General features: G+C 59.1%; 19 protein-coding genes. All 19 read left to right on the top strand.

Annotated elements, in window-relative coordinates; translation table 11 throughout:
- Nucleotides 1–34: 34 nt before the first annotated feature.
- A complete protein-coding gene (locus BMY44_RS01520) occupies nt 35–1,108 on the top strand; it encodes an ABC transporter permease (RefSeq protein ID WP_089989419.1) in 1,074 nt (357 codons plus the stop codon).
- Between the two features lie 5 nt (nt 1,109–1,113).
- The gene (locus BMY44_RS01515) at nt 1,114–2,772 is read left to right on the top strand and encodes an ABC transporter ATP-binding protein (RefSeq protein WP_207510468.1); all 1,659 of its coding nucleotides are present in this window, start codon (nt 1,114–1,116) and stop codon (nt 2,770–2,772) included.
- A 4-nt stretch (nt 2,773–2,776) separates the two neighbouring features.
- Entirely contained in the window at nt 2,777–5,203 is a 2,427-nt protein-coding gene (nirB, locus tag BMY44_RS01510) for a nitrite reductase large subunit NirB (protein ID WP_089989414.1), read from the top strand.
- On the top strand, nt 5,200–5,535 hold the full coding sequence (gene nirD, locus BMY44_RS01505) for a nitrite reductase small subunit NirD (protein ID WP_089989411.1): 336 nt from the start codon (nt 5,200–5,202) through the stop codon (nt 5,533–5,535). The genes nirB and nirD overlap by 4 nt, the downstream gene beginning before the upstream one ends.
- Entirely contained in the window at nt 5,532–8,108 is a 2,577-nt protein-coding gene (locus tag BMY44_RS01500) for a nitrate reductase (protein ID WP_089989409.1), read from the top strand. Before nirD ends, BMY44_RS01500 begins: the two co-directional genes overlap by 4 nt.
- The gene (locus BMY44_RS01495; RefSeq protein WP_089989406.1) at nt 8,105–9,040 is read left to right on the top strand and encodes a glycosyl transferase family 3; all 936 of its coding nucleotides are present in this window, start codon (nt 8,105–8,107) and stop codon (nt 9,038–9,040) included. The genes BMY44_RS01500 and BMY44_RS01495 overlap by 4 nt, the downstream gene beginning before the upstream one ends.
- Entirely contained in the window at nt 9,037–10,434 is a 1,398-nt protein-coding gene (gene cysG / locus BMY44_RS01490) for a siroheme synthase CysG (protein WP_089989403.1), read from the top strand. Before BMY44_RS01495 ends, cysG begins: the two co-directional genes overlap by 4 nt.
- Nucleotides 10,435–10,539: 105 nt before the next feature.
- Complete coding sequence (locus BMY44_RS01485; RefSeq protein ID WP_089989401.1) at nt 10,540–10,956, top strand: CopG family transcriptional regulator; 417 nt, start codon at nt 10,540–10,542, stop codon at nt 10,954–10,956.
- 29 nt (nt 10,957–10,985) lie between these two features.
- The gene (locus BMY44_RS01480; RefSeq protein WP_089989398.1) at nt 10,986–12,068 is read left to right on the top strand and encodes an extracellular catalytic domain type 1 short-chain-length polyhydroxyalkanoate depolymerase; all 1,083 of its coding nucleotides are present in this window, start codon (nt 10,986–10,988) and stop codon (nt 12,066–12,068) included.
- Nucleotide 12,069: 1 nt separating this feature from the next.
- Nucleotides 12,070–13,254, top strand: coding sequence for a C45 family autoproteolytic acyltransferase/hydrolase (locus BMY44_RS01475; protein ID WP_089989397.1), 1,185 nt, complete (start codon nt 12,070–12,072; stop codon nt 13,252–13,254).
- A gap of 395 nt (nt 13,255–13,649) precedes the next feature.
- Nucleotides 13,650–14,741 (top strand): LacI family DNA-binding transcriptional regulator, encoded by a 1,092-nt coding sequence (locus tag BMY44_RS01470; RefSeq protein ID WP_089989394.1) that lies wholly within the window; start codon nt 13,650–13,652, stop codon nt 14,739–14,741.
- Nucleotides 14,738–15,997 (top strand): extracellular solute-binding protein, encoded by a 1,260-nt coding sequence (locus BMY44_RS01465; RefSeq protein ID WP_089989392.1) that lies wholly within the window; start codon nt 14,738–14,740, stop codon nt 15,995–15,997. Before BMY44_RS01470 ends, BMY44_RS01465 begins: the two co-directional genes overlap by 4 nt.
- Nucleotides 15,998–16,058: 61 nt before the next feature.
- Nucleotides 16,059–17,129, top strand: coding sequence for a carbohydrate ABC transporter permease (locus BMY44_RS01460; protein WP_089989390.1), 1,071 nt, complete (start codon nt 16,059–16,061; stop codon nt 17,127–17,129).
- A 1-nt stretch (nt 17,130) separates the two neighbouring features.
- Nucleotides 17,131–18,009, top strand: a complete 879-nt coding sequence (locus BMY44_RS01455; RefSeq protein WP_089989387.1) for a carbohydrate ABC transporter permease — start codon at nt 17,131–17,133, stop codon at nt 18,007–18,009.
- Between the two features lie 3 nt (nt 18,010–18,012).
- Nucleotides 18,013–18,996, top strand: a complete 984-nt coding sequence (locus BMY44_RS01450; RefSeq protein WP_089989384.1) for a glycoside hydrolase family protein — start codon at nt 18,013–18,015, stop codon at nt 18,994–18,996.
- Entirely contained in the window at nt 18,996–20,066 is a 1,071-nt protein-coding gene (locus tag BMY44_RS01445) for an ABC transporter ATP-binding protein (RefSeq protein WP_089989382.1), read from the top strand. Before BMY44_RS01450 ends, BMY44_RS01445 begins: the two co-directional genes overlap by 1 nt.
- A 282-nt stretch (nt 20,067–20,348) precedes the next feature.
- Entirely contained in the window at nt 20,349–20,849 is a 501-nt protein-coding gene (locus BMY44_RS01440; protein ID WP_165611760.1) for a GbsR/MarR family transcriptional regulator, read from the top strand.
- Between the two features lie 4 nt (nt 20,850–20,853).
- Nucleotides 20,854–22,077 carry an efflux RND transporter periplasmic adaptor subunit gene (locus BMY44_RS01435; RefSeq protein WP_089989377.1) on the top strand — a complete coding sequence of 408 codons (1,224 nt, stop codon included), beginning with the start codon at nt 20,854–20,856 and terminating at the stop codon, nt 22,075–22,077.
- Nucleotides 22,074–25,193: an efflux RND transporter permease subunit gene (locus BMY44_RS01430; protein ID WP_089989374.1), complete on the top strand. Its 3,120-nt coding sequence runs from the start codon at nt 22,074–22,076 to the stop codon at nt 25,191–25,193. The genes BMY44_RS01435 and BMY44_RS01430 overlap by 4 nt, the downstream gene beginning before the upstream one ends.
- The last annotated feature ends 128 nt before the right edge of the window (nt 25,194–25,321 follow it).

The following is a 25,321-nucleotide window of genomic DNA, read 5'->3' as shown; positions in this document are numbered from 1 at the left end:
CGTTCTTTTCAAAAGCTGCAGTTGGACACCCGATATGACCGCGATTGACCCCACCACACTCGACACCGAGGAACGCCGCATCCGGCGGTTTGCCCGCATCAACAAGGCCGACGCGTGGTTTCGCGTGCTGGGCCTGTCATGGATCACCCCGATCCTGCGCGCCGCCGCAGGCGACAACCCACGCGCCCAAGCCGGTGAAATCTGGCGCTTGCTGGGTGTTCCGCTGTTGGCAATCGCTGTCTTCATCATGCTTTGGGGCGCGCTTGCCCCGCGCGTTCAAACTTCACTGGGTGCGGTCCCCGGCCCCGTGCAGGTCTGGGAGCAAGTGGGTGAACTGCGCCAAGATGCGATCCGCGAAGGCGAACGCGAGACGGCGTTTTATCAACGTCAGGATGAACGCAACGCCGAGCATATTGCCAACGGCGATACCGACAAGGTCCGCGACCGTGTCTATACAGGCAAGCCGACCTATTACGATCAAATCTGGACCTCGATCAAAACCGTGTTCTTCGGGTTCCTGATCGCTTCGATCGTAGCCATTCCACTGGGTATTGCCGCGGGCCTGTCGGCCACGGCCAATGCCGCGCTGAACCCGCTGATCCAGATTTTCAAACCTGTTTCACCGCTGGCGTGGTTGCCGATTGTCACGATGATCGTTTCGGCCACCTACACGACCAGCGACGGCATGTTCTCCAAGTCTTTCCTGATCTCGGCCATTACGGTGACGCTCTGTTCACTTTGGCCCACGCTAATCAATACCGCCCTTGGTGTCGCCAGCATCGACAAGGACCTTGTGAGCGTCAGCCGCGTTCTGAAAATGAACACATACACCAAGATCACCAAACTGGTGTTGCCCTCGGCACTGCCGTTGATCTTCACCGGATTGCGGCTCTCGCTTGGTGTTGGCTGGATGGTGTTGATTGCCGCCGAAATGCTTGCACAGAACCCTGGTCTTGGCAAATTCGTCTGGGATGAATTCCAGAACGGATCATCCCAATCGCTGGCACGCATCATGGTGGCGGTGTTCACCATCGGTATCATCGGGTTCCTGCTGGATCGTGTGATGTATGCGCTGCAGACCATGTTCACCTTCTCGAACAACCGGTGATCGACATGGGTATTCTGGAACTCTCGAACGTCTCGAAAAGCTACGGCGACACGCCGGTTCTACGGGATATCAATCTTAACGTGGAAGAGGGTGAATTCGTCGTCATTCTGGGCTTCTCCGGGACCGGCAAGACCACGCTTATCAATCTGATGGCCGGGCTTGAGCAGCCCACCAGCGGCACAGTCACCTACAAGGGCGCACCCATTACCGAACCCGGGCGCGAGCGCGGGGTCATTTTCCAAAGCTATTCGCTGATGCCATGGTTGACGGTCAACGGTAATGTCGCCCTGGCCGTCGACACCATGTTCCCTGAACTGTCCAAGGACGAACGCGCCGCGAAAGTTGCGCATTATGTGGGCATGGTCGGGCTCAGCCACGCGGCGACGCGGCGTCCGGCAGAATTGTCTGGCGGCATGCGCCAACGGGTCAACGTCGCCCGCGCGCTCGCGATGGATCCCGAAATGCTGCTGCTGGACGAACCCCTTTCGGCGCTGGATGCGCTGACCCGCGCCAATCTTGCCGACGAGATCGAGGCGATCTGGGACGAGGACAAGAAGACCTGTGTGCTGATCACCAATGATGTCGACGAGGCGATCATCCTCGCCGACCGGATCATTGCCCTTAATCCCGACGGCACGCTGGGCGATGAATTCCGCGTTGAAATCCCCCGCCCCCGTGACCGCATCGCAATGAACAACGACCCAACGTTCAAGGCGCTTCGGGCAAAGGTCACAACCTATCTGATGGATGTCGGGATCGCGGCCAAGGTCGAGGAAACCCGCACCTTGCCGAACGTGACACCCATTCACGGCGTGCCTGCGGCGGTTGCAAAAGCACAGGAAGGCGGGATCGAAGAACGCTTCCTGAACTTCTCACAGCTCGACAAGGTGTATCCAACGCCCAAAGGCCCGCTGACCGTCGTCGAAAACTTTGATCTCAAGATCAACAAGGGTGAATTCATCTCGCTGATCGGGCACTCGGGCTGCGGAAAATCAACGGTTCTGACAATGGCCGCCGGGCTGAACCCGATCAGCAAAGGCGCGATCCGTCTGGATGGCTGGAACGTTGAAGGTGCCGACCCCGAGCGCGCGGTTGTGTTTCAATCGCCAAACCTTTTTCCATGGCTGACCGCCAAGGAAAACGTCGCGATTGGGGTGGATAAGGTCTATCCCAAAGCGTCGCAGTCAGAACGGCAAGATGTGGTCGAATACTACCTCGAACGGGTTGGGCTGGCGGACAGCATGGACAAGAATGCCGCCTCTCTGTCCAACGGGATGAAACAACGTGTCGGCATCGCCCGCGCCTTTTCCCTCTCTCCCAAACTGCTGCTTTTGGATGAACCATTCGGGATGCTGGACAGCCTCACGCGGTGGGAATTGCAAGAAGTGCTGATGGAGGTCTGGTCGCGCACCAAGGTGACGGCGATCTGCGTCACCCATGATGTGGACGAAGCCATCCTGCTGGCGGATCGTGTCGTGATGATGACCAACGGACCCCAAGCGACCATTGGCAAAATCACCGATGTGAACCTGCCGCGCCCACGCACCCGCAAGGCGCTGCTCGAACATCCCGACTACTACAACTATCGCCAGGAAGTGCTCGATTTCCTTGAGGAATACGAACACGGCTCAAAACCGAAACCCAAGGCAATCGCGGCGGAGTAAGACCATGAAACAGAACCTTGTCGTCATTGGTGCCGGAATGGCTTCCGGTCGGGTGTTGGAGCACCTTCTGGAACAAGACCGCGATGCTTATGACATCACCCTTTTCAATGCAGAGGCACGCGGAAACTACAACCGCATCATGCTCTCGCCGGTTCTATCGGGGGAAAAGACCTATGCCGATATCGTGACCCACGATGACGGCTGGTATACGGAAAATGACATAACCTGCCGCTTTGGCGAACATGTGGTGGCGATTGATCGCGCAGCGAAAACGGTCACGGGCCAGAACGGCACGGTGCCTTATGACAAGCTGCTGATTGCCACGGGGTCAGCGCCTTTTATCATTCCGGTGCCGGGCAAGGATCTGCAGGGCGTCATCACCTACCGCGACCTTGATGACACCAACGCGATGATCAAGGCCGCCGCCAAGGGTGGCAAGGCCGTTGTCATCGGTGGCGGGCTCTTGGGGCTAGAGGCCGCCGCGGGGCTGGCCGAACGCGGAATGGAGGTAACCGTACTGCACCTGATGGGCCACCTGATGGAACGCCAACTGGATGAAAGCGCGGCTTTCTTGCTGCGCCGCGATCTGCAGGACAAGGGCGTCAAGGTCATCTGCAAAGCGTCGACGTCCGCGATACTGGGTGAGACCCATGTCGAGGCGGTGTTGCTAGAGGACAAAACCGTGCTTGAGGCCGATCTGGTGGTCATGGCTGTCGGTATCCGCCCGGAAACACGGCTTGCAACTGATGCCGGGCTGGAAGTTGCCCGCGGCGTTGAGGTGAACGCACAACTCCAAACCTCTGACCCGGATATTTTTGCGGTTGGCGAATGCGTGGAATTTGACGGGCAGTTGTTTGGCCTTGTCGCACCGCTTTATGATCAGGCCAAGGTCGTGGCGAAATCGCTGCTGGGACATGGCGATGCCTTCGTCTCCAAGGAACTGGCAACAAAGCTCAAGGTGACGGGCTGCGATCTTTTCAGTGCCGGGGATTTTGCCGAAGGCGACGGCCGCGAGGATATCGTGTTCCGCGATCCCGCACGTGGCGTCTACCGCCGGTTGGTGATCGAAGACAACGTGGTGATCGGCGCGGTCATGTATGGCGACACCAACGACAGCAACTGGTTCTTCGGGCTGATCCGCGACAAAACCGACATTGCGGACATGCGCGATACGCTGATCTTTGGGCCCGCCTATCAAGGGGGGACCCCCCTGGACCCTTTAGCAGCTGTTGCAGCCTTACCGCGTGATGCGGAGATCTGTGGCTGCAACGGTATCTGCAAAGGCCAAATCGAAGACGCCATCGCGGCGGGTGCCTCTGATCTGGGTGCGATCAAGTCCACAACCAAGGCAAGCGCGTCTTGCGGAACCTGCACCGGGCTTGTCGAACAGGTGCTGGCCGCCACGCTGGGCGATGAATTCGTCATTCCCGCCGCTGCCACGGTCTGCGGCTGCACGGATATGACCCATGAAGACGTGCGGCGCATGATCAAATCACGGCGGCTTACCTCGATGCCCGCGGTCTGGCAGGAATGCGGCTGGAAAACCTCCTGCGGCTGCCACGTCTGCCGCCCGGCGCTGAACTTCTACCTGCTCGCCGATTGGCCGCTGGAATATCGCGACGACCCGCAAAGCCGGTTCATCAACGAACGCAAACACGCCAACATCCAGAAGGACGGCACATTCAGTGTCGTGCCGCGCATGTGGGGTGGGATCACCACCGCGAACGAATTGCGCGCGATTGCCGATGCCGCCGACAAATACATGGTCCCGACGGTCAAAGTGACGGGGGGCCAGCGGATCGATCTGCTTGGGGTAAAAAGTGAAGACCTGCCCAACATCTGGGCCGATCTGAACGCGGCGGGTATGGTGTCGGGCCACGCCTATTCCAAAGGGCTGCGCACGGTGAAAACCTGCGTTGGCACCGATCATTGCCGCTTTGGCACCCAGGACAGCACCGGCCTTGGCATAAAGCTCGAAAAAGAGCTTTGGGGATCGTGGACCCCACACAAGCTCAAACTTGCCGTGTCCGGTTGCCCGCGCAATTGCGCCGAGGCGACGTGCAAGGACATCGGCGTTGTCTGTGTCGACAGCGGCTATCAGGTCAGCATCGGTGGCGCTGCGGGCATGGACGTCAAGGAAACCGAACTGCTGATGCAGGTCGCGACCGAACAAGAGGCGATCAACGTGATCAAGGCAGTCACCCAGCTTTACCGCGAAAACGCCAAGTATCTGGACCGGATATACAAGTGGATGGCCAAGGTCGGTCTGGACTGGATCAAGGCCCGCATCGAAACCGAGCAGGACGCATTGGTGGACCGGTTCGAGCTAAGCCAGTCGATTTACCGTAAAGATCCCTGGGCGGAACACACCCAGACAAAGGCAGACAGCTACCGCACCCTTGCCAACCTTTCACTGGAGGCCGCAGAATGACCGACTGGATCGACATCGCCCCGCTGTCAGAGGTGCCCCGACGCGGTGCACGCATGATAAAGACTGCCCTTGGCTGTGTCGCCGTGTTCCGCACCGCCGAGGATGAGGTTTTCGCGTTGGACAACGCCTGTCCGCATAAGGCCGGGCCATTGGCCGAAGGGATCGTGCACGGCAAATCGGTGACCTGCCCACTGCACAACTGGGTGATATCGCTTGAGACAGGACAGGCGCAGGGGGGCGATGACGGACAGGTGGCCACCTACCCTGCCCGCGTCGATAACGGGCGCATTCTGCTGGATCGCACCTTCCTGCGCGCACGGGTCGCGGCATGACGCTGACCCGCACCACCTGCCCTTATTGCGGCGTGGGCTGCGGCGTGCTTGCTGGCGCGGACGGCACGATCAAGGGCGATCCCGCCCATCCTGCCAATTTCGGGCGGCTCTGTTCCAAGGGGGCCGCCTTGGGCGAAACGACTGATCTGGACGGGCGGCTTTTGCGGCCCATGGTGAACGGCAAAACCACTGACTGGGACAGCGCCCTTGATCTCGTCGCCGCCAAATTCAGCGCGGCAATCGCTGAATACGGCCCCGAAAGCGTCGCCTTCTACGCCTCTGGCCAGTTGCTGACCGAAGATTATTACGTCGCCAACAAGCTGATGAAAGGCTTTATCGGCGCGGCCAATATCGATACCAATTCGCGGCTTTGCATGGCGTCGTCGGTCGCAGGTCATAAACGTGCATTTGGCACCGACACGGTCCCCGGCACCTATGAGGATCTTGAGCAGGCGGATCTGATCGTTCTCGTGGGATCGAACCTCGCCTGGTGTCATCCGGTGTTGTATCAACGCATTGCCGCCGCGAAAGAGTCACGGCCCGACCTGCAAGTCGTGAACGTTGACCCGCGCCGAACCGCGACGACCGATCTGGCCGATCTGCATCTGCAGATTGCCCCCGACGGGGATATCGCGCTGTTCAACGGTTTGCTGGCGCATCTTGCCAATACCGGCGCGCTGGACGCATCGTTCACCGCCGCCCACGTAAATGGCATGGCCGAGACCATCGCGGCGGCACGCTTGTCAGACCCTGCCGATACCGGCTTGCCCCAAGAGGATCTGACCCGCTTTTTCGACCTTTTCGCCCGTACTGATAAGGTCGTTACCGTCTATTCCCAAGGGGTCAATCAATCGTCCTGCGGCACCGACAAGGTCAACGCGATCCTGAACTGCCACCTCGCGACGGGGCGGATCGGGCGCGCGGGCTGCGGTCCGTTTTCCGTCACCGGTCAGCCTAACGCCATGGGCGGGCGCGAGGTTGGGGGATTGGCCAATATGCTGGCCAACCATCTTGAGATCGAGAACGCAGACCACCGCGCTGCCGTGCAGGATTTCTGGGACAGCCCGACGATCTGCACCAAATCGGGGCTGAAAGCGGTTGATCTGTTTCAGGCCTGCGCAGACGGCAAGATCAAAGCGCTCTGGGTGATGTCGACAAACCCCGCCGTGTCCCTGCCCGATGCCGATAGCGTGGCCGAAGCGATTGCGCGTGTGCCGTTCGTCGTGACCTCGGACATCATCGAAAAGACCGACACAAACGCCATTGCCGACGTCCTTTTGCCGGCAGCGGGTTGGGGCGAAAAAGACGGCACCGTGACCAATTCCGAACGTCGCATTTCACGCCAGCGGGCCTTTCTAAAAACACCGGGTGACGCGCGGCCCGACTGGCGGATCATCAGCGATGTGGCCGCACGGATGGGATTTGGGAACGCCTTCGCCTATCAATCACCTGCCGACATCTTTGCGGAATATGTTGCCCTTGATACCGCGCTGTCGGCGACCCCGCGCGACCTTGATCTGAGCATCTTCGCAGACGTCGATTATGCCGAAATGATCCCGACCCAATGGCCACGCAACGCTCATCGCTTTTTCGCCGACGGGCAGTTCTATCATCCCGACGGCAAAGCACGGATGATCGCTGTTACATCGCCGCAATTGTCCAAGCCAAGGTTTGCCCTGAACACGGGCCGCAACCGCGACCAATGGCACACCATGACACGCACGGGGAAATCCCAACGGCTCAGTGCGCACCTTGCCGAACCCTATGTCGAAATACACCCCGCCGACGCAATCGCATTGGGCGCTGGCGCGGGGACGATCATCAGGGTTGAAAGCCCCAATGGCTCAGCACTATTGCGCGCATTCATCACCGATCGTGGCCCGCGTGGGCAGTTATTCGCACCGATGCATTGGACGCGCCAACGCGCCAAGCGTGGCACGATCAACAGCGTGACGTCCGCTGTGGTCGATCCCGTTTCAGGCCAGCCCGCGCTCAAGTCCGGTGCGGTCACAGCGCAGGTCTACCGCGCGGCGTGGTACGGGTTTCTCGCGTGCCGTCACCAGCCTTTGCCGCAGACACCCTATGCCGCCGTGGCCCCTACCGCCACCGGCTGGCAGGTGGAACTGGCGGCGCGCAAAACGCCTGCTGACTGGGAGGCTGAAGCCAAAACGCTGGCGGGCCTGCCCAGCGCAGAAACGTCGATCCAGACCGATCTGGCCAGTGGGACCACCCGCATCGCCCTCATACAGGGAGGCGTGATCGAGGCGCTCTTGTTTGTTGCGCCTCGTCCCGTCGTCTTAGCCCGAAACGCAATCATCAGCGTGATCGGCACCCAAACACCCCCGCTTGCCGCACTTGCTGGTCGCAACGCTGCCAACCGGCCCGACCCCGGCGCAACGGTTTGCGCCTGCTTCAATGTCGGGCGCAACACGCTGATGACGGCCATCGCTGCTGGTGCCAATTCCGTCGCAGCCCTTGGGGGGGCGACCTGCGCGGGCACGAATTGCGGGTCCTGCAAACCCGAGCTCAAATCACTCATTACCGGGGCATCGATGCCGATGGCCGCCGAATGAGCCTCGCACCCTTTGTTCGCATCGTAGCGCGCGGCACCGGCCGTGCGCGGCCCCTGACCCTGCCAGAGGCACAAGAGGCAATGGCGCTTATCCTGCAAGGCAACGCCGCGCCAGAAGCGATTGGCGCGCTCCTCATGGTGCTGCGCCTGCGCGGTGAAACACCGGAAGAAATCGCAGGATTCACCGCTGCATTGCGGACCCACGTGTCGGGCAAACTGCCCGCCGCAGACCTTGACTGGCCGTCCTATGCCGCAGGGCGCAGTCGTGGCGCACCGCTGTTTCTTCTTGCGGCGCGGCTGGTGGCGCAAGCGGGATACCGTGTGTCGATGCACGGCTGGAATTCGCATCAGGCGGCCAGCGCCTCGGTGCGCGAGGCCATCGCATTCGCCGGACCGGGTGTGACATATACGCGCCTAGAGATGCTCAGCCCGGTTGCGTTCAGCTTGCTGAATTTACGCGACACCCTTGGTCTGCGGTCCTGTTTCAACACGGTGTTGCGAATGTGGAATCCCTCGCAGGCGCTTGTCAGCGTGCAGGGTGTGTTCCACCCATCCTACCGGAGCCTGCAAGCGCAGGCCGCCGACCTGCTCGGCCAGCGCGACCTTGCGATCATCAAGGGCGGTGGAGGCGAATTCGAACGCCACCCTTCCAAGGAAATCGCCGTCTACGGGCTGCGCGACGGTGCCCATACCAAGGACACCGCCGGGGCCCTGCTGCACGATGCCCGCCGCCTGCACGAGGCAGGCAAGGACGTTGACTTGCGCGGCCTTTGGCACGGGGCAGTAGAAGATGCGTTCGCCATCGCGACCGTCACCGGCACCGCCGCCCTTGCGCTTTTCGCCCTTAAGGCCGCACCGACCCTGACCGACGCCGATCATATGGCGCGCGCCCTTTGGGATGCCCGCCACCAGACAGAAAGCCTTTCCGCATGAAAACCTTTCCCATGTTCCTGCAAATGGCCGGACGCCGCGTTGTCATCGCAGGCGGCGGTGAACAGGCCGCGCAAAAGGCACGCCTGATCCTGAAGACAGAGGCGCAGATCGAGGTACTGGCACAGGAATTGGACCCAGAACTGGCGGACCTTGCGGCGGCAGGGCGCGTGACGCATCGGGCTGGACCGATCACACCCGCCAGCTTTGCCGACACAGCGCTGGTCTTCGTCGCAACCGGCTGCCCGGGGCTGGATATGGCGCTGCATGCGCTGGCCAAAGCCGCAGGAGCGACGGTCAACGTGGTCGACCAACCAGACCTTTGCGACGCACTCACGCCGTCCATTGTGGACCGTGATCCGGTTGTCGTGGCCATCGGCACGGAAGGCACGGCACCCGTCCTGGCGCGCCAGATCAAGACCAAGCTGGAAGAAACACTGGAACCGCGTCTGGGCGACCTCGCGGCGTTGGCGGGCCGTCTGCGTCACGCGGCGGCCGCGCGGCTTGCCCCGCGCGCACGGCGCGATCTGTGGCGATGGGTCTTCAACGACACGCCCCGCCGCATGTTCACCAGCGGGGCCGAGCGGGACGCAGCAAAGCTGATCAAGACAGCCATCGACACCGGCGAATTCGGCACATCACATGGCGGCTGCGTCAGCCTCGTCGGTGCGGGCCCCGGCGCAAAAGACCTCATCACGCTGCGCGGCGTCCAACGCCTGCAAGAGGCCGATGTGATCTACTACGACCGCTTGCTCGATCCCGAAATCCTTGAATTGGCCCGCCGCGACGCAGAGCGGGTCTATGTTGGCAAAGCACCGGGTTGTCACAGTTGGCCGCAAGAAAAAATCACCCAAACGCTGGTCGCTGCGGCCAAACGCGGGCAGCGCGTTGTGCGTCTGAAATGCGGCGATCCCGGTGTGTTCGGGCGCAGCACAGAAGAAATGGACGCCTTGCGCGCCGACGGTATTCCCGTTGAAATCGTCCCCGGCGTGACCGCTGCCTGCGCCGCCGCGGCAAGTGCCGGCCAAAGCCTGACCGATCGCGGCGTGATCGAAACGGTGGTGCTGACGACCGGACATCGCAAGGACGGCTATGCGATCCCCGATCAGATCAAGGGCATCACACCGGGCACCTGCGTCGCACTTTACATGGCGGTCGGCTTGGCCCCAAGCATCGTCGACACGCTCACCCTGCAACACCCGGACGTCGCCTTTGATGTGCAGGTCGTAGCAAAGGCGCAACGCAAGGGTCAGACCCTGATCTCTTGCGCGCTTTCCGATCTGGCAAAGGCGATCACCACCAACGATATCGCAGGTGAGGCCATGATTTTTGTCCGGTGGCCGCGCGATAACGTACAATCACAAAATCACGGCGGGCACCTGAGCGTGGCGTCGTGATGCATCCCCCGTGACGCACCACGGGCTTACGCAAGGTCAGCAAGATTTGCCGTTGCTCTGCGCCAATTACCATCCATATAACATCCATAGAGATGGAGAATGCGGATGAGCAATGTAACACACCTGCGCGACAAGCAGCCCGAAAACGAAAAAATCACGATCAATCTTGGCTTTGTGGACCTCGGCCGCATCGATCTTTTGGTGCAGGAAGGGTTCTATTCGAACCGAAGCGATCTGATCCGCACGGCGATCCGCAACCAGTTGGAACGTCAGGACGAGATTGTCAGCAAGTCGCTGGACCGGCACACGATGGAGCTTGGTCTGCGGGACTATACTGTCGCCGATCTCGAAGCGTTGCGGGATGCAGGCGAGGTGCTTCACGTCAAGGTCGTCGGACTGGCAAGGATTGATGCCGACGTCACACCAGAGCTCGCGCTTCAAACCATCGGGTCGATCACCGTGCTGGGGGCATTGCAGGCCAGCCAAGACGTCAAAAAGGCCCTTGGCGACCGCATCAAATAAGTCGCCACACACATAACAAAGGAAAAACCATGAAACTTTTCAACGTCAGCGCAACGCGCCCGGCGACCGATGCCGCATGGCTGTCGGCTGCCAATGATCTGGTCCAACGCACACTTGCGCAGCATGGCCTCGTATCGCCTTTAGATGGAAGTCAGCAGAAAGGCGGCCCGAACCTGTCATCGCTCGACGCTCTGCTGTCGAAATTGTCAGGTCCGACCATGGCGACTCGCTCTGCACAAATCAGTGTACCGGACGGCGCGACTTTCAACGATGATACGTTCACCTGTGCATCCGGCAGCCGCCGCTATCGTCTTTATGTCCCGGCCTCGGCCTCGCAAGGGGCCAGCGGTGTGGTCATGATGCTGCATGGCTGCACACAGACGCCCGAGGATTTTGCAGCAGGAACCGGCATGAACGCGCTGGCCGATCGCGACGGGTTCGTCGTGATTTACCCGGCACAGTCACGCGGTGACAATGCGCAGACCTGCTGGAACTGGTTCAGGCGGGGCGATCAGCGCCGCGGTCGCGGGGAACCCGCACTCCTTGCGGCGTTGACGCAAAAAGTTTGTGCCGAACACGCTGTCCCACGAGAGCAGACATTCGTTGCAGGTCTTTCCGCCGGTGCGGCGATGGCGGTGATCCTTGGCGAGACTTATCCAGATGTCTTCGCTGCAGTCGGCGCGCATTCCGGGCTTCCGGCGGGATCGGCCAAAGACGTTCCTTCCGCCTTTGCCGCTATGGCTGGGAACAGTCTTGACGCACCCGATCCGATCCGCGCTGAACACCGCGTGCGGACAATCCTGTTTCACGGATCCGCCGACCCGACTGTCCACCCATCAAACGGTGACGCCATCGCGCGGCGGGCACGCAGCGCAGGCCCGTCGCAAAGCATTGAAACCTCGACCGCCGGTGATGCCGCAGGTCGGACTTACACAAGAGACACATCAAGTGATGGGGTTGGAACCACTTTCGTCGAAAGCTGGACAATCAACGGACAGGGACATGCCTGGTCAGGTGGTCGACCGGAAGGGTCCTACACTGATCCCAAAGGGCCCGACGCCAGCGCAGAAATGATCCGCTTTTTCTTCGAAACCTCCGCCAGGAACCTCTGACATGACAAATATGACGTTGACCTTCGACGCAGTTGAAGAGGCCAAACCCGGTCCGAAATGGGCAGCCCGCTGGGCGCGCTCGTGGCCCGATTACGAAGCATGGTTCGTCGCGCGGGGCGGCGATGCCGGACCGTCCCGCGCCGATTGCCGCGCTGCGCTCAAGAAACATATGCCCGAGCTGATCGCGACCTACGATGAACTTGTCGCAATTGCAGGCGGATCCGACCGGGCGGCGCGGTTTCTGGCCACATGGTGCCCGCCGACCTATCTTGGCGGATGTTCTTTGGCCGCCGTCGCGGACCGGGATGACGTCCGGCTTGTCCGCAACTACGATCTCTCTCCGGATCTGAACGAAGGGCTGTTGCTGCGCACGGAATGGACAGGCCGCGCGGTCATGGGCATGGTCGAGTTTCTCTGGGGCCTGTCAGATGGCATCAATGACGCAGGCCTCAGCGTGGCTTTGGCCTACGGCGGCAGATCAGAGACGGGCATAGGGTTCGGCATCACAACGATCCTGCGCTATTTGCTGGAAACCTGTGACACGGTGGCAGAAGCGATCGCAGTTTTGAAACGCATCCCATCGCACATGGCCTACAACGTGGTGCTGGCGGATAAGGCGGGTCAGGCTGCTAGCATCGAACTGGCCCCGGGTGGGGGTGCCACGATCATGCCCCAGGCAATCGCGACCAATCATCAAAGCAAAGGGACCGCCGCCCACAGGCCACACTTTACACAGACGGTCGAGCGGCTGGCACATTTGAAGGCATTGAAAGCGACCCCACGCAATCTTGGAAAGCTCTTTCTTGAAAAGCCACTACGACAGGATCGGTATGCCCAAGGCTTTGGAACGCTGTTTACGGCGGAATACGATCCCAAGGCGCGGTCGCTTGTTCTGTGGATGAATGGTGAGCGATGGGACCAAAGCCTTGACGCATTCCAAGAACGGCAACACGTCGCTGATTATTCACATGCGGCAATCGAGTGCGCGACTGGCGCATCTGATATCCCAGCCGATCACACTGTTGATTGGTCGCGGGCAGCGATGATCGATTGGTCACAACTGTCGCGCGATTATGCGATGGGCCGCGGTCAGGATGTGAGCGCGTATCTTCCTGCCGCCGCAACGATACACGGGAAAGCGGTATCTCAATACTGCGCCAAGAGTCCGCTCGGAGCTTGCCCCTGACAGTTGATTCCAGGGCAAGGCTTTGGATGCGACAGAAGTTCCGAAAGCGACTGGCTGGTCGGGGCCCCTATTGCACAAAGCAAGATCGCGATGGGTCTTGGCAAGTGCAAGCTGGGTGACATGCGCGCATAGCGGGTCAGTCTGATTTTCCGACGACTGATCCGGCAATCCGCCATGCCCCACCTTCAACGACAATCGACGTTGAAGGTGGGGCATATCAAAAGGACGTATTCGTCATTTTCGCAAGCCAACGCCTGCCCGCTGAAATTTGTTCTGCAACGGAAAGACCGTTTCAAGATAATTGACAGGTAATGACATCGGTGTCATGACATCGGTGTCATTTTTGATTGAGGCGAATCAAACGCCTCGCTTGCGGCTTGGGAGGGGCGTCGGACATGGCAACAATCTACGACGTCGCACGGACCGCAGGCGTATCGCCCAAAACTGTCAGCCGCGTGCTGAACGGCGATGCCCCCGTCAAGAAACACACCAAAGAGGCCGTGAACAAGGCCATCGCCGAACTGGGCTATGTGCCATCAACTGCCGCCAGGGCGATGCGATCCAACAAGTCGGGGTTGGTCGGGCTGATTACAGGTGCGATTTCATTGTCGCCCAATCGGTCCGAAAATTCGGGCCTGCCCGACCTTCACATCGTTCAGGGCATCCAGCGGGCGATGGAAGTCAGCGGCAAGACGCTTCTCATTGCAGATACCGGCGGCCAGATGGACCGCGTGCCGCAGTTGATCCGCACATTCGAGGAACACCGCGTCGAAGGCTTGCTCTATGTGGCTGACCACCACCGCCAAGTGTCGCTGCCGCCAGTGTCACCGACCACCAAGATGGTGCTGGCCAACTGTTTCGACGACAAAGGCACGCCGTCGGTTCTGCCCAATGATCACCAAGGCCAGTTCAATCTGGTGAAAAGCCTGATTGCCAAAGGGCACCGCCGGATCGCCTATCTCGCACTCAGCACACAGCTTGTGGCGACCGGCCTTCGGATCACCGGGTACAAGGATGCGCTGGCGGCCGCGAACATCGGATTTGATCCCGCACTTCTGGTGCCGGCCGAAATCGACATCTCTGAAGATGACGCCGGTGTGCAACTGCTGTGGGATGCGATTGACCGGGTCTTGGCACTGCCTGAACCACCTACCGTTATCTGTTTTGGCAACGACCGCATGGCCATGCGTGCCTACGGCATCCTGCGCAGCCGTGGCGTGGCCCTGCCCGATGATTTGTCGGTTGCGGGCTATGACGGCCACCGGTTGATCACCGAAACGCTTTACCCGACCCTCACATCCGCCGAGCTGCCTTATGCGGCCATCGGAATCCGTGCCACTGAACTGCTGCTTGGCATGATCAATGGCACCGCAGACGCGCCCTCCAAACCAATTCTGGTTGGAGGCCCCGTAACTCCCGGTAATTCCGTGAAGGATCTGCCGGCCCCCATCATTAATCTATCGTCAATAGGGAGGACGACACTATGAAACTCGGATTAACCTTTGGTGCAGCGCTTGTTGCATCTGTCAGCTGGGCCAGCCTGGCCGCAGCGCAAACTGAACTGAGCATGTGGTATCACGGCGCAGGTAACGAGGTGGAAGCCAACATTCTCAACAAGATTGTTGAAGACTTCAACGCCAGCCAGTCCGAATGGACAGTTGTTGTCGAAAGCTTCCCACAGGAAAGCTACAACGACTCCGTTGTCGCTGCAGCCCTTGCTGGCAACCTGCCCGACATCATCGACGTTGACGGCCCTGTCATGCCGAACTGGGCATGGGCTGGCTACTTGCAGCCGCTGCAAATTGACGAAGCGGCCATAGAAGGCTTCTTGCCCGGCCCATTGGGCTATTGGGACGGTGAATTGTACTCTGTAGGTCTGTGGGACGCAGCCGTTGCCATGGTTACACGTCAGTCTACGTTGGACGCACTTGGCCTGCGCACACCTACCCTGGCCGAGCCTTGGACCGCCGACGAATTTCAAGCGGCGCTTGATGCAGCCAAAAACTCCGGCGATTTCGACTATGCGCTTGATCTGGGCATGGCATGGACAGGCGAATGGTATCCATATGCCTTCAGCCCGTTTCTTCAGTCCTTTGGTGGCGACATCGTTGATCGCTCCACTTACGCGACAGCGGATGGTGCCTTGAACGGCGAAGAAGCTATTGCCTTTGGCGAATGGTGGCAGTCCCTGTTTGCTGACGGTTATGCACCGGGCACATCTCAGGACCCCGCGGATCGCGATACCGGTTTTGTCGACGGCAAGTACGCGTTCTCTTGGAACGGTAACTGGGCAGCGCTGAACGCACTAGAAGCACATGACGACACGCTGTTCTTGCCTGCACCTGACTTTGGCAATGGCCCAAAAATCGGTGCTGCGTCTTGGCAGTTCGCTGTGTCCTCTGCGTCTGAGCATCCCAATGGTGCTTCCGCATTCATCGAGTTTGCTTTGCAGGATCAGTACCTTGCTGATTTCTCGAACGGCATTGGCCTGATCCCGCCAACTGCAGAATCCGCTGCGATGACCGAAAACTACGGTGAAGACGGCGCAATGGCAGTTTTCTACGATCTGACAAAAGAGCAGGCGCTCGTGCGCCCTGTGACGCCCGGCTACGTTGTATCGGCCAAAGTGTTTGAAAAAGCGCTGGCTGACATCGCCAACGGTGCAGACGTTGCTGACACGCTGGATGCGGCTGTTGACGAAATCAACGCCGACATCGAACGCAACGGCGGCTACGGCCACTAAGTCGACTTTGCGGGGCGGCGCTTGTGCCGCCCCGCATTTCCCTTCTGGAAAGCAGTAAAAAATGGCATCCAAACTGACAACATCTAACCGTGCAGGATGGGGCTTTGCCCTGCCCGGCTTCGGGTTGATCATGCTGTTTATCGTGATCCCCTTTTTCTTTGCCTTCTATCTTTCGCTGACCAACCAGCGGCTGATTTCGCCCAACCCGACCGAATTTGTGGGGCTTAGCAACTATGACCGGTTGCTCAGCATTTCGATCCTGACGCTAGAACCTGAACGCGATGACAACGATGCCGTGATCCGCGATGAGGACGGCGCAATCGAGTACCCCCGCGTGCGGACTTTTACGCGCAACAACCCTGACTATCCGCAGTATGACGGCATGCGCGAATGGTTCCGGTGGCAGTGGGGCGATGACGTGAAAGTTGTCGTGGCCAAGGACGTGGTGTTCTGGAAATCGCTGCGCAACACATTGATGTTTGTGATCGTCGTGGCCCCCGTTCAGGCGGGCATCGCGCTGGGGCTTGCATTGCTCGTCAATCAAAAATTGCGGGGCATCAACGTCTACCGCGCAATATACTTCATGCCAGTGGTGGTCTCTATCGTTGTGGTTTCGTTGCTGTTTCGATTCATCTACGACGGCAATGATGGCCTGCTGAACAACATTCTCGGCTTCCTCACCTTCGGACAATTCGAAGGCCGCGATTGGTTAGGCAGCCCTGACACCGCGCTAGGCGCGATCAAGGCAATGTCGATCTGGCAGGCGGTCGGGTTCCACATGGTGATCTGGCTGTCAGGCCTGCAAACCATCTCGCCCACCTTATATGAAGCCTCATCAATCGAAGGCGCGTCCAAATGGCAGACCTTCCGCTATGTCACATGGCCGGGGCTGCGCAATACGGCAGTGCTGATCCTGATCGTCATTACCATGCAGGCCTTTGCGCTTTTCGCCCAGGTCGATGTCATGACCCGCGGCGGACCGCTCGACAGCACCACAACGGTTGTGTTCCAGGCGATCGAACGGGGTTACGGCAAGCAGGACATCTCGGGTGCGTCCACGATTTCGGTCATTCTGTTCCTGCTGGTGCTGACGATCAGCCTGACCCAACGCTTTTTGACAAGGGAGCGCTAAGATGGCCGCTATTACCCAAGACAATCACGGGCTTCGGCTGGCAGTGCGCTACGTCGTCCTGACGCTGATCGCGGTGATCTTCATCTTCCCGCTTCTTTTCATGGTGATGTCCAGTTTCAAGCCGGACCTGCAATTGCTGCGGGACACATCAAGCCTGCGCGCATTCCTGCCTGTTGGTGACCTGAGCCTTGATAACTACTACGATGCGTTCCGGCGCGCGCCCATCGGACTGTTCGTGTTCAACTCGGTCCTCGTGACGGGCGTAACGGTGCTGTTGTCCCTGTTCTTCTGCTCGCTTGCTGCGTTTTCCTTTGTCTATCTCAACTGGAAAGGCCGCGATCTAGCCCTGACGATCATCATCGCGACGCTCATCATCCCGTTTGAAACCATCGCGATTCCACTTTTGCTGTTTGTGTCCAAACTGCCGTGGATCGGGCTGGAAGGGATCGAGTTCGGCTGGCTCGACAGCTATCATGTCCAGATCATTCCGTGGATCGCGGACGGGCTGACCGTGTTCCTGTTCGTGCAGTATTTCAAAGATCTGCCCTCCGAACTGATCGAAGCCTCCCGTGTTGAAGGGGCATCGTGGTGGCAGATCTACCGCAAGGTGGTCATGCCGCTGGCTGGCCCCGTGATCGCGACCGCGGCAATTCTCAAATTCCTTGTGATGTACAACCAATACCTCTGGCCGCTCATCGTGGTGCAGCAGGAAACCTACCGCCCCGTCTTGGTCGGGCTGCAATACTTCTTCCAGCTCTCGATCACATGGGGTGAAATCATGGCCTATCTGACGATCATCACCGTCCCCGTTCTGGCCTTCTATCTTGTTCTGCAACGCGCGTTCATCGCGTCGATTGCCTCTACCGGTGTGAAAGGCTGACCCATGGTCCTCGCTCTAAAAGATCAGTATGTCTGGGATAGTTGGTATGTCCACGATGGTGAAAAATACCATGGCTATTACCTCAAAGCACCGCGATCCATCGGTGACCCCGAACTGCGGCATTTCAACGTTAGCTACGGCCATGCAACCAGCACAGATCTGGTAAACTGGGACCACCTCGGGACCTGCTTTGCCCCATCCGACGACGGCTGGGACAACTACACCACATGGACCGGATCGGTGGTGCGCGGCGATGATGGCCTTTGGCACCTCTACTACACGGGCACACGCAAGAACGACCCGCAGCTAAGACAGAAGATCGGGCACGCGACCTCGACCGATTTGCACAACTGGGAACGGGTCGGCGACGGGCTGATCCTTGATCTTGTCGGGCCGAATGCACCGCATTACGAGGCGGATGTCTCGAACGGAGAATGGCACGACCGCGCCATGCGCGATCCTTGGGTGATGCGCGACCCGGACGGTGATGGCTGGCTGATGTATTTCACCGCACGTGTGCCGGGCGTGGCAGAAGCCAATGACGCAGGCTGCATCGGCTTTGCCACATCCCCCGATGGCTACGACTGGGCGCTTCAGCCACCGGTTTTCACTGGAGGCTTCGGCCAGCTTGAGGTCCCGCAAGTGTTCGAAAAGAACGGGATCTGGTACTGCCTCTTTTGTACCGCTGCGCATCACTTTTCAAAGGAGCAGACCGCGTTGCGGCCTCTCGTGAGCGGCAACCACTATCTGATCGGTGAAGGCCCGCGCGGGCCCTGGCGCATCGCGCCCGGTTTCCTCGATGGCTCCCTGCCGTGTTCGCGCTACGCCGCGCGCATCGTCGACACCGATGAAGGCATGGTCATCCTCGGATTTGCGGATCATCCCGATGGCGAAACCTTCGGCGGCTACATCATGGACCCAGACCCCGTCGAAATCGTCGCCGGTGGTGAACTGGTCGTATCCCCTCAAAGACAGGCGGCAGAATAATGGCAACGGTGAAACTGCGCGATGTGCGCAAAAGCTATGGTGACGTTGAAGTTATCAAAGGCGTCGACATCGACATTGATGATGGCGAATTTGTTGTTTTTGTCGGCCCGTCCGGCTGCGGAAAATCCACGCTGTTGCGCATGATCGCAGGACTCGAGGACATCACCGACGGCACGCTCGAAATTGACGGAAAGCGGATGAATGACCTCGAGCCGTCCAAACGCGGCATCGCTATGGTGTTCCAGTCCTACGCGATTTTCCCGCATATGACCGTCCGTGAAAACGTGGCCTTCGGGCTGACCATCAACAAGGTCAGCAAGGCGGAGAAAGCCAACAAAGTCGCCGAAGCCGCCCGCATTCTGCAAATGGAACACCTGCTGGATCGCCGTCCGTCCGAACTGTCGGGCGGTCAACGCCAACGGGTCGCGATCGGCCGTGCCATCGTGCGCGACCCCAAGGTGTTCTTGTTCGACGAACCGCTGTCAAACTTGGATGCAGCACTGCGGATGGATATGCGGATGGAGATCGGCAAGCTGCACCAGGACCTTGGCACCTCCATGATCTACGTGACCCACGATCAGGTCGAGGCCATGACACTGGCCGACAAGATCGTCGTGCTGAAAGACGGGATGGTGATGCAAGCTGGTGCTCCGATGGAGTTGTATCACAACCCCGCCAACCTGTTCGTGGCAGGTTTTTTGGGCGCGCCATCCATGAATTTCCTGAACGTTACGGTGGATGACTTTGGCGATGACTGGGTCCAGGTCTCAAGTCCGGTCCTCACCAGCGTAAAAGTCCCCCGCAAAGGCCGTACATTCACGAAAGGCCATACAGCCATCCTCGGCATCCGCCCGCAATACCTGACAACCGCAGCAGAGGGCGAAGGCATGTTGGTTGGCAAAGTCGTTCTGACCGAGCGTTTGGGCAGCGAGACCGTCGTGAACCTCGTCGCGGCTGACGGAAGTACATTGATCGCGGCCATCGCGGAAGATGCAGTCCTTGTGCCAGGCAACGAAATGTCATGGACATTCGATCCCGCGCTTGCGCACGCCTTCCCGGAAAGCCTGTGATCCGCATGGATCTGATCAGGCATTTACCCGTTTCAGCCTGAAGCGGCCGCACCGCGTAAACGTCGACTAAAAATCTGCAAGGCAAAAGGCATCTTTATGCTCTGCAACAGTGGTCCTGCGTCAAGACTGCGCGCGCAATGTCCGCATTGACGCCGTAACCATCCGCAACGAACGAAAACCGCCCGCCCCAAGTGACGTAGCGTATTTGTTCAGTCATAACTGAACGAATTTGACGGCATGCATTTGTCGTGCAATAGGCAGCGGCAACCAAAGGATTTGCGCGTGCCAAAACAAAATCAACTTGATGCCATTCGCACCGATTTTATCGAAAAGTCGGGCCTGATCTCTCAGGCTGAGGGACTTCCACGTATTGCCGGGCGCGTGTTTGGTATGCTGATCTTTGACGGCGAATTGGTATCATTCGGTGATCTTGCCAACCGCTTGCAGGTCAGCCGCGCCAGCATCAGCACAAGCATCCGCCTTTTGGAAGAACGTGGACTGGTAAAGCGCAAGACAAAGCCGGGGCAGCGCGGTGACTTCTTTCAACTCGCGCAGAATCCTTATGCAACCATGCTGGAAGGCGTTCACAAACGAACCTTGTCCACGCTGGACGATATTAAACAGACGATTGCTGCGTTGCCGGCGGATGCCGAGGCCACTGCAAGGCTGACCGCCTACGCCGATTTCTACGCATCCTTGGAATCTGCGGTGACTGTCGCGCGCGACGAACTGCAATCCAAGAAATCAAACACGGCGCAATCGCCCACAATCCCAAAGGATTAACCACATGCCAGATGACAACAGGTCGACGCCGGTTGATCCCGCTTCGCAAGTCAAGGCTGCTACGCGTTCTCCAAGCGAGGGCGACCCTACGCCTGCCGGTTCGCCCAAAGGTACCGAGAACGATAGCACGCCCAATCATTTGACATTTCAGTCAGACAAGGGCGCATCGCGCTCCACCTGGATCGCTGGCGTTCTGGTCATCGCCATTGTTGGCTGGATGGGCAGCGGCTTTGTCATACCGTCGGAAAATGCTGCACCCGTCCTGACCCGAGAGGCGCCAAAACCGGTGGCCGTCGCGGTTGCAACGTCAACTGCTGAAACGGTTACGCAGTACTATCAAGCCGAAGGTCAGGCCCTTCCCGATCGCGATACGATCCTGCGCACAGAGACATCTGGCGACATTGCCGAGGTTCTTGTCAGAAAAGGTCAGGATGTCTCTGCTGGTGATGTGATCGCGCGGATCGACCCAACTGGAAACTTAGCCGATGCAAGCCGTGCGGCTGAAGAACTGGCGCGGGCACAACGCGAATACGACAACGCGCAAGAGCTGCTGAACCGTGGCGTCTCCACGGTGGATCGTGTCTCGCAAGCCAGCGCAACACTTGCAGCGGCGCAGGCGCAGGTCACAGCGGTGGCGCAAGCTGCCGAGGCGCTGACAATCACCGCCCCCTTTGCGGGCCGGATCGAAACGCTTGATCTTGATGAAGGGGAATTCGTTTCGGCCGGAACCGAGGTGGGCCGTCTGGTCGATATCACACCGCTGACCGTGGCCATACAGGTGCCACAGCAATCGCTGAACCGCTTGTCTGCAGGTCAAACTGCAACAGTGAAATTCATCACCGGCGAGGAACGCGACGGCATCGTGTCGTTCGTTGGAACGTCCGCTGCAGCCGAGACACGCACCTTCCTTGTCGAAGTGGAAGTGCCGAATGAAGATGGTGCGATCCCGGCAGGGATTTCCGCAGAAATCGTCATTCCGACGGGTGAGGCCACCGCACATTTCCTGTCGCCCTCCATCGTGTCGCTCGACACCCAAGGCGCATTGGGCGTCAAAACGGTCGACGCTGAAAACGTCGTAGAGTTCTTTCCAATTCAGATCGTGCGCGCGCAGATTGATGGCATCTGGGTCACCGGACTGCCGGATAAGGTCGATGTGATTACTGTCGGTCAAGGCTACGTCAACGCAGGTGAAACCGTGGCACCCGCCGCAGGGGAACAGAAACCATGAACGCTATCATCAACGCGGCTTTTTCCCGCTCTCGCGTCATTGTCATGACCCTTTTGATGGTCCTCGCCGTCGGGGCCTATGCCTATGTTTCGATCCCCAAAGAGGCCAACCCAGAAGTTCCGCTGCCGCTTTTCTATGTGTCTACCGGTCTTGACGGCATCAGCCCAAGCGATGCCGAGCGTCTGCTGCTTGAACCGATGGAAACCGAATTTGGATCAATTACCGGCCTCGACAGCATGAAGTCAGACGCGTCAGAAGGATTTGCCAGCATCCAGCTGGAATTCATCCCCGGCGGCGACAATGACGAAGCTATGGACAAAGTGCGTGAAGCCGCAGACCGCGCGCAAAGCGATCTGCCGGAAGATGCCCGTGACATCACAATCACCGAAATCAACACCGCGCTCTTCCCGATTATTACAGCGATCCTCTCAGGTCCGGTGCCGGAACGGACGCTGAACGATCTGGCTGAAACACTTCAGGAAGAAATCGAAGGGCTGGAGGGTGTGCTTGAAGTCGATATCGGCGGACAGCGGTTCGAGTTCCTCGAAGTGCTGATCGACCCGACTGTGTTTCAGACCTACAACCTGTCATTCGACGAACTGATCGGACAAATTCAGCGCAACAACCGTCTGATCGCAGCAGGCGCCATTGAAACGGGATCCGGCCGGATCGTGTTGAAAGTGCCCGGTTTGATCGAAAACCTAGAAGACGTCATGGCAATGCCCGTCAAGGTACGCGGCGATGCCGTGGTGACGTTTGGCGATGTCGCCACGATCCGCCGCACATTCGAAGATCCGACCAGCTTTGCCCGCATCAATGGTCAACCCGCACTTGCGCTGGAAATCACCAAGCGATCCGGCGCGAACATCATCGAGACGGTCGCAGAAGTGAGAGCACTGGTCGCCGAACTTCAAACAGAGTGGCCCGAAAGCATCGAGATTACCTATCTTCAGGATCAGTCCAAGCAGGTCAAAGACCTGTTAAGCGATCTGGAAGCCAACGTCATCGCGGCGGTCATTCTTGTGATGATCGTCATCGTGCTGGCGCTTGGTGTCCGGTCGGCTTTCCTTGTCGGTCTGGCAATCCCCGGGGCGTTCCTTGCAGGCGTCATCGCGCTCTGGGCGATGGGCTTTACGATGAACATCGTCGTTCTGTTCTCTCTCATTCTTGTGGTGGGGATGCTTGTGGATGGTGCAATCGTCACCACCGAACTTGCGGACCGCAAATTGCAGGAGGGCGTGCCCGCCAGAGAGGCCTATGCCTTTGCCGCCAAGCGGATGTCGTGGCCAATCATTGCATCCACCGCGACAACACTCAGTGTATTCTTCCCCCTGCTCTTTTGGTCCGGCATGGTTGGCGAGTTCATGAAGTTCCTGCCCATCACCGTCATCCTGACACTGTTTGCGTCCCTGTTCATGGCGCTGGTCTTCATTCCAGTTGTCGGTGGCCTGATTGGCAAACGCCAGCCGCAATCTGCACAGGCAAAGGCTGCGCTTCACGCCGCCGAACTTGGCGACCCGCGCGATATGGGTGGCTTTACCGGCACGTATGTCCGCATTCTGGAATGGGCTATCTTGCGGCCAGCAACGACTTTGCTTCTGGCTGTCGCATTGCTGCTCGGTGGCTTCGGTCTTTACGGTCAGTTCGGCAAAGGTATCAGCTTTTTCCCATCGGTCGAACCTGACTTCATGCAGGTGCAGGTCCGCGCCCGAGACAATTTTTCGATTTTCGAACGGGACGCACTCGTGCGCGCCGTGGAAAACCGCATCCTGCCCTATGACGAGGTTGCCAGCATTTATGCGCGCTCGGTGATGAGCGCGGGCCAGGGTGATGAAGAAACCATCGGCACATTGCAGTTGGAATTGACGCCATGGGATACACGGCGCACAGCGGCCGAGATCGGCGTGGATATCCGGCAAAGCGTGTCCGACATCGCCGGGATCGACGTTCAGGTGCAGACCGAAAGCGGTGGCCCGACAGCGGGCAAGCCGGTCAATCTTCAGGTGACCGGTGGAACGGCGCAGGCGCAGGCGCAGTCCGTGCAGCAAATTCGCGATATCATGGACAGCATTGGGGGCTTTACCGATGTGACGGACACGCGGCCCGTGCCGGGCGTCGAGGTATCCATCATCGTCAACCGCGCCGAAGCTGCGCGTTTCGGGGCAGATGTCAGCCTCTTGGGTCAGGCGGTACAGCTGCTGACCCAGGGTATCACTGTGGCAGACTATCGGCCTGATGATACGGATGGCTCGCTCGATATCAGGGTGCGGTTCCCGCGCGAGGAACGGTCGCTGGCCGAACTGGCAAGTCTACGTGTGCCCACGACCTCCGGACTTGTTCCGATCTCCAACTTCGTGACCTTTGAACCGACAGATCGCACAGGTGTCATTCGGCGCATCGACGAAAAACGTGTCACCACGATCGAGGCGAACGTGGCACCCGGCCTGCTCGTCAATGATCAGGTGATCGCCTTGACGGCAGAACTGAACGCAGCAGACCTTCCAGACCGCGTGACATTCAGTTTTGCAGGTGAAGCAGAAGACCAACAAGAAAGCATGGTGTTCCTCGTCGGGGCCTTTGTTGCGGCCATCTTCCTGATGTTCGTGATCCTCGTGATCCAGTTCAATAACTTCTTCCAGGCATTCGTGGTGATGAGCGCAATTGTCTTCTCGGTCGCGGGTGTCCTTTTGGGGCTGCTCATCACGGGGCGTCCGTTCGGGATCGTCATGGGCGGGATCGGGGTCATCGCCTTGGCGGGTATCGTGGTCAACAACAACATTGTTCTTATCGACACCTACAACGATCTGAAAAAATCCGGGCAGTCACCGCTTGAGGCCGCATTGCGGACGGGCGCGCAACGTTTGCGGCCGGTCATCCTCACTTCGGTCACGACCGCGCTTGGTCTCATGCCGATGGTGATCGGATTGAACCTCAACTTCTTTACGCGGGAAATCGTCTACGGCGCGCCATCAACGCAGTGGTGGACAGAACTGTCGTCGGCCATCGCAGGCGGACTGGTCATTGCGACCGTCCTGACGCTCGTGGTGACACCTGCCATGCTCATGCTGGGTGAGCGCAAGGCAAACCGATCGGTCGGAATGCCAGTGCCCGCATGAAGTCGCCTAAGACGCTCCGAATAAGCGTGATGATCCTGCCGGTGAAGCGCGCTGGCGAACGGTCGTCCCGGCTCAACAGCCTGACCGGACCGAAATGCAGCCCGAACTACGGCAGCTCTGGTCTGCGC

The sequence above is a fragment of the Cognatiyoonia koreensis genome (genome assembly GCF_900109295.1).
Classification (GTDB): Bacteria; Pseudomonadota; Alphaproteobacteria; order Rhodobacterales; family Rhodobacteraceae; genus Cognatiyoonia; species Cognatiyoonia koreensis.
This window is presented reverse-complemented; position numbering and strand designations above follow the sequence as displayed.

What these genes read in the sequence shown, in the direction of transcription:
- nirB (WP_089989414.1), top strand. Translation starts at nt 2,777, where the DNA reads ATGAAACAGAACCTTGTCGTCATTGGTGCCGGAATGGCTTCCGGTCGG.
- BMY44_RS01430 (WP_089989374.1), top strand. Translation starts at nt 22,074, where the DNA reads ATGAACGCTATCATCAACGCGGCTTTTTCCCGCTCTCGCGTCATTGTC.
- BMY44_RS01465 (WP_089989392.1), top strand. Translation starts at nt 14,738, where the DNA reads ATGAAACTCGGATTAACCTTTGGTGCAGCGCTTGTTGCATCTGTCAGC.
- BMY44_RS01480 (WP_089989398.1), top strand. Translation starts at nt 10,986, where the DNA reads ATGAAACTTTTCAACGTCAGCGCAACGCGCCCGGCGACCGATGCCGCA.
- BMY44_RS01445 (WP_089989382.1), top strand. Translation starts at nt 18,996, where the DNA reads ATGGCAACGGTGAAACTGCGCGATGTGCGCAAAAGCTATGGTGACGTT.
- BMY44_RS01475 (WP_089989397.1), top strand. Translation starts at nt 12,070, where the DNA reads ATGACAAATATGACGTTGACCTTCGACGCAGTTGAAGAGGCCAAACCC.
- cysG (WP_089989403.1), top strand. Translation starts at nt 9,037, where the DNA reads ATGAAAACCTTTCCCATGTTCCTGCAAATGGCCGGACGCCGCGTTGTC.
- BMY44_RS01460 (WP_089989390.1), top strand. Translation starts at nt 16,059, where the DNA reads ATGGCATCCAAACTGACAACATCTAACCGTGCAGGATGGGGCTTTGCC.
- nirD (WP_089989411.1), top strand. Translation starts at nt 5,200, where the DNA reads ATGACCGACTGGATCGACATCGCCCCGCTGTCAGAGGTGCCCCGACGC.
- BMY44_RS01485 (WP_089989401.1), top strand. Translation starts at nt 10,540, where the DNA reads ATGAGCAATGTAACACACCTGCGCGACAAGCAGCCCGAAAACGAAAAA.
- BMY44_RS01470 (WP_089989394.1), top strand. Translation starts at nt 13,650, where the DNA reads ATGGCAACAATCTACGACGTCGCACGGACCGCAGGCGTATCGCCCAAA.
- BMY44_RS01435 (WP_089989377.1), top strand. Translation starts at nt 20,854, where the DNA reads ATGCCAGATGACAACAGGTCGACGCCGGTTGATCCCGCTTCGCAAGTC.
- BMY44_RS01515 (WP_207510468.1), top strand. Translation starts at nt 1,114, where the DNA reads ATGGGTATTCTGGAACTCTCGAACGTCTCGAAAAGCTACGGCGACACG.
- BMY44_RS01495 (WP_089989406.1), top strand. Translation starts at nt 8,105, where the DNA reads ATGAGCCTCGCACCCTTTGTTCGCATCGTAGCGCGCGGCACCGGCCGT.
- BMY44_RS01455 (WP_089989387.1), top strand. Translation starts at nt 17,131, where the DNA reads ATGGCCGCTATTACCCAAGACAATCACGGGCTTCGGCTGGCAGTGCGC.
- BMY44_RS01520 (WP_089989419.1), top strand. Translation starts at nt 35, where the DNA reads ATGACCGCGATTGACCCCACCACACTCGACACCGAGGAACGCCGCATC.
- BMY44_RS01500 (WP_089989409.1), top strand. Translation starts at nt 5,532, where the DNA reads ATGACGCTGACCCGCACCACCTGCCCTTATTGCGGCGTGGGCTGCGGC.
- BMY44_RS01450 (WP_089989384.1), top strand. Translation starts at nt 18,013, where the DNA reads ATGGTCCTCGCTCTAAAAGATCAGTATGTCTGGGATAGTTGGTATGTC.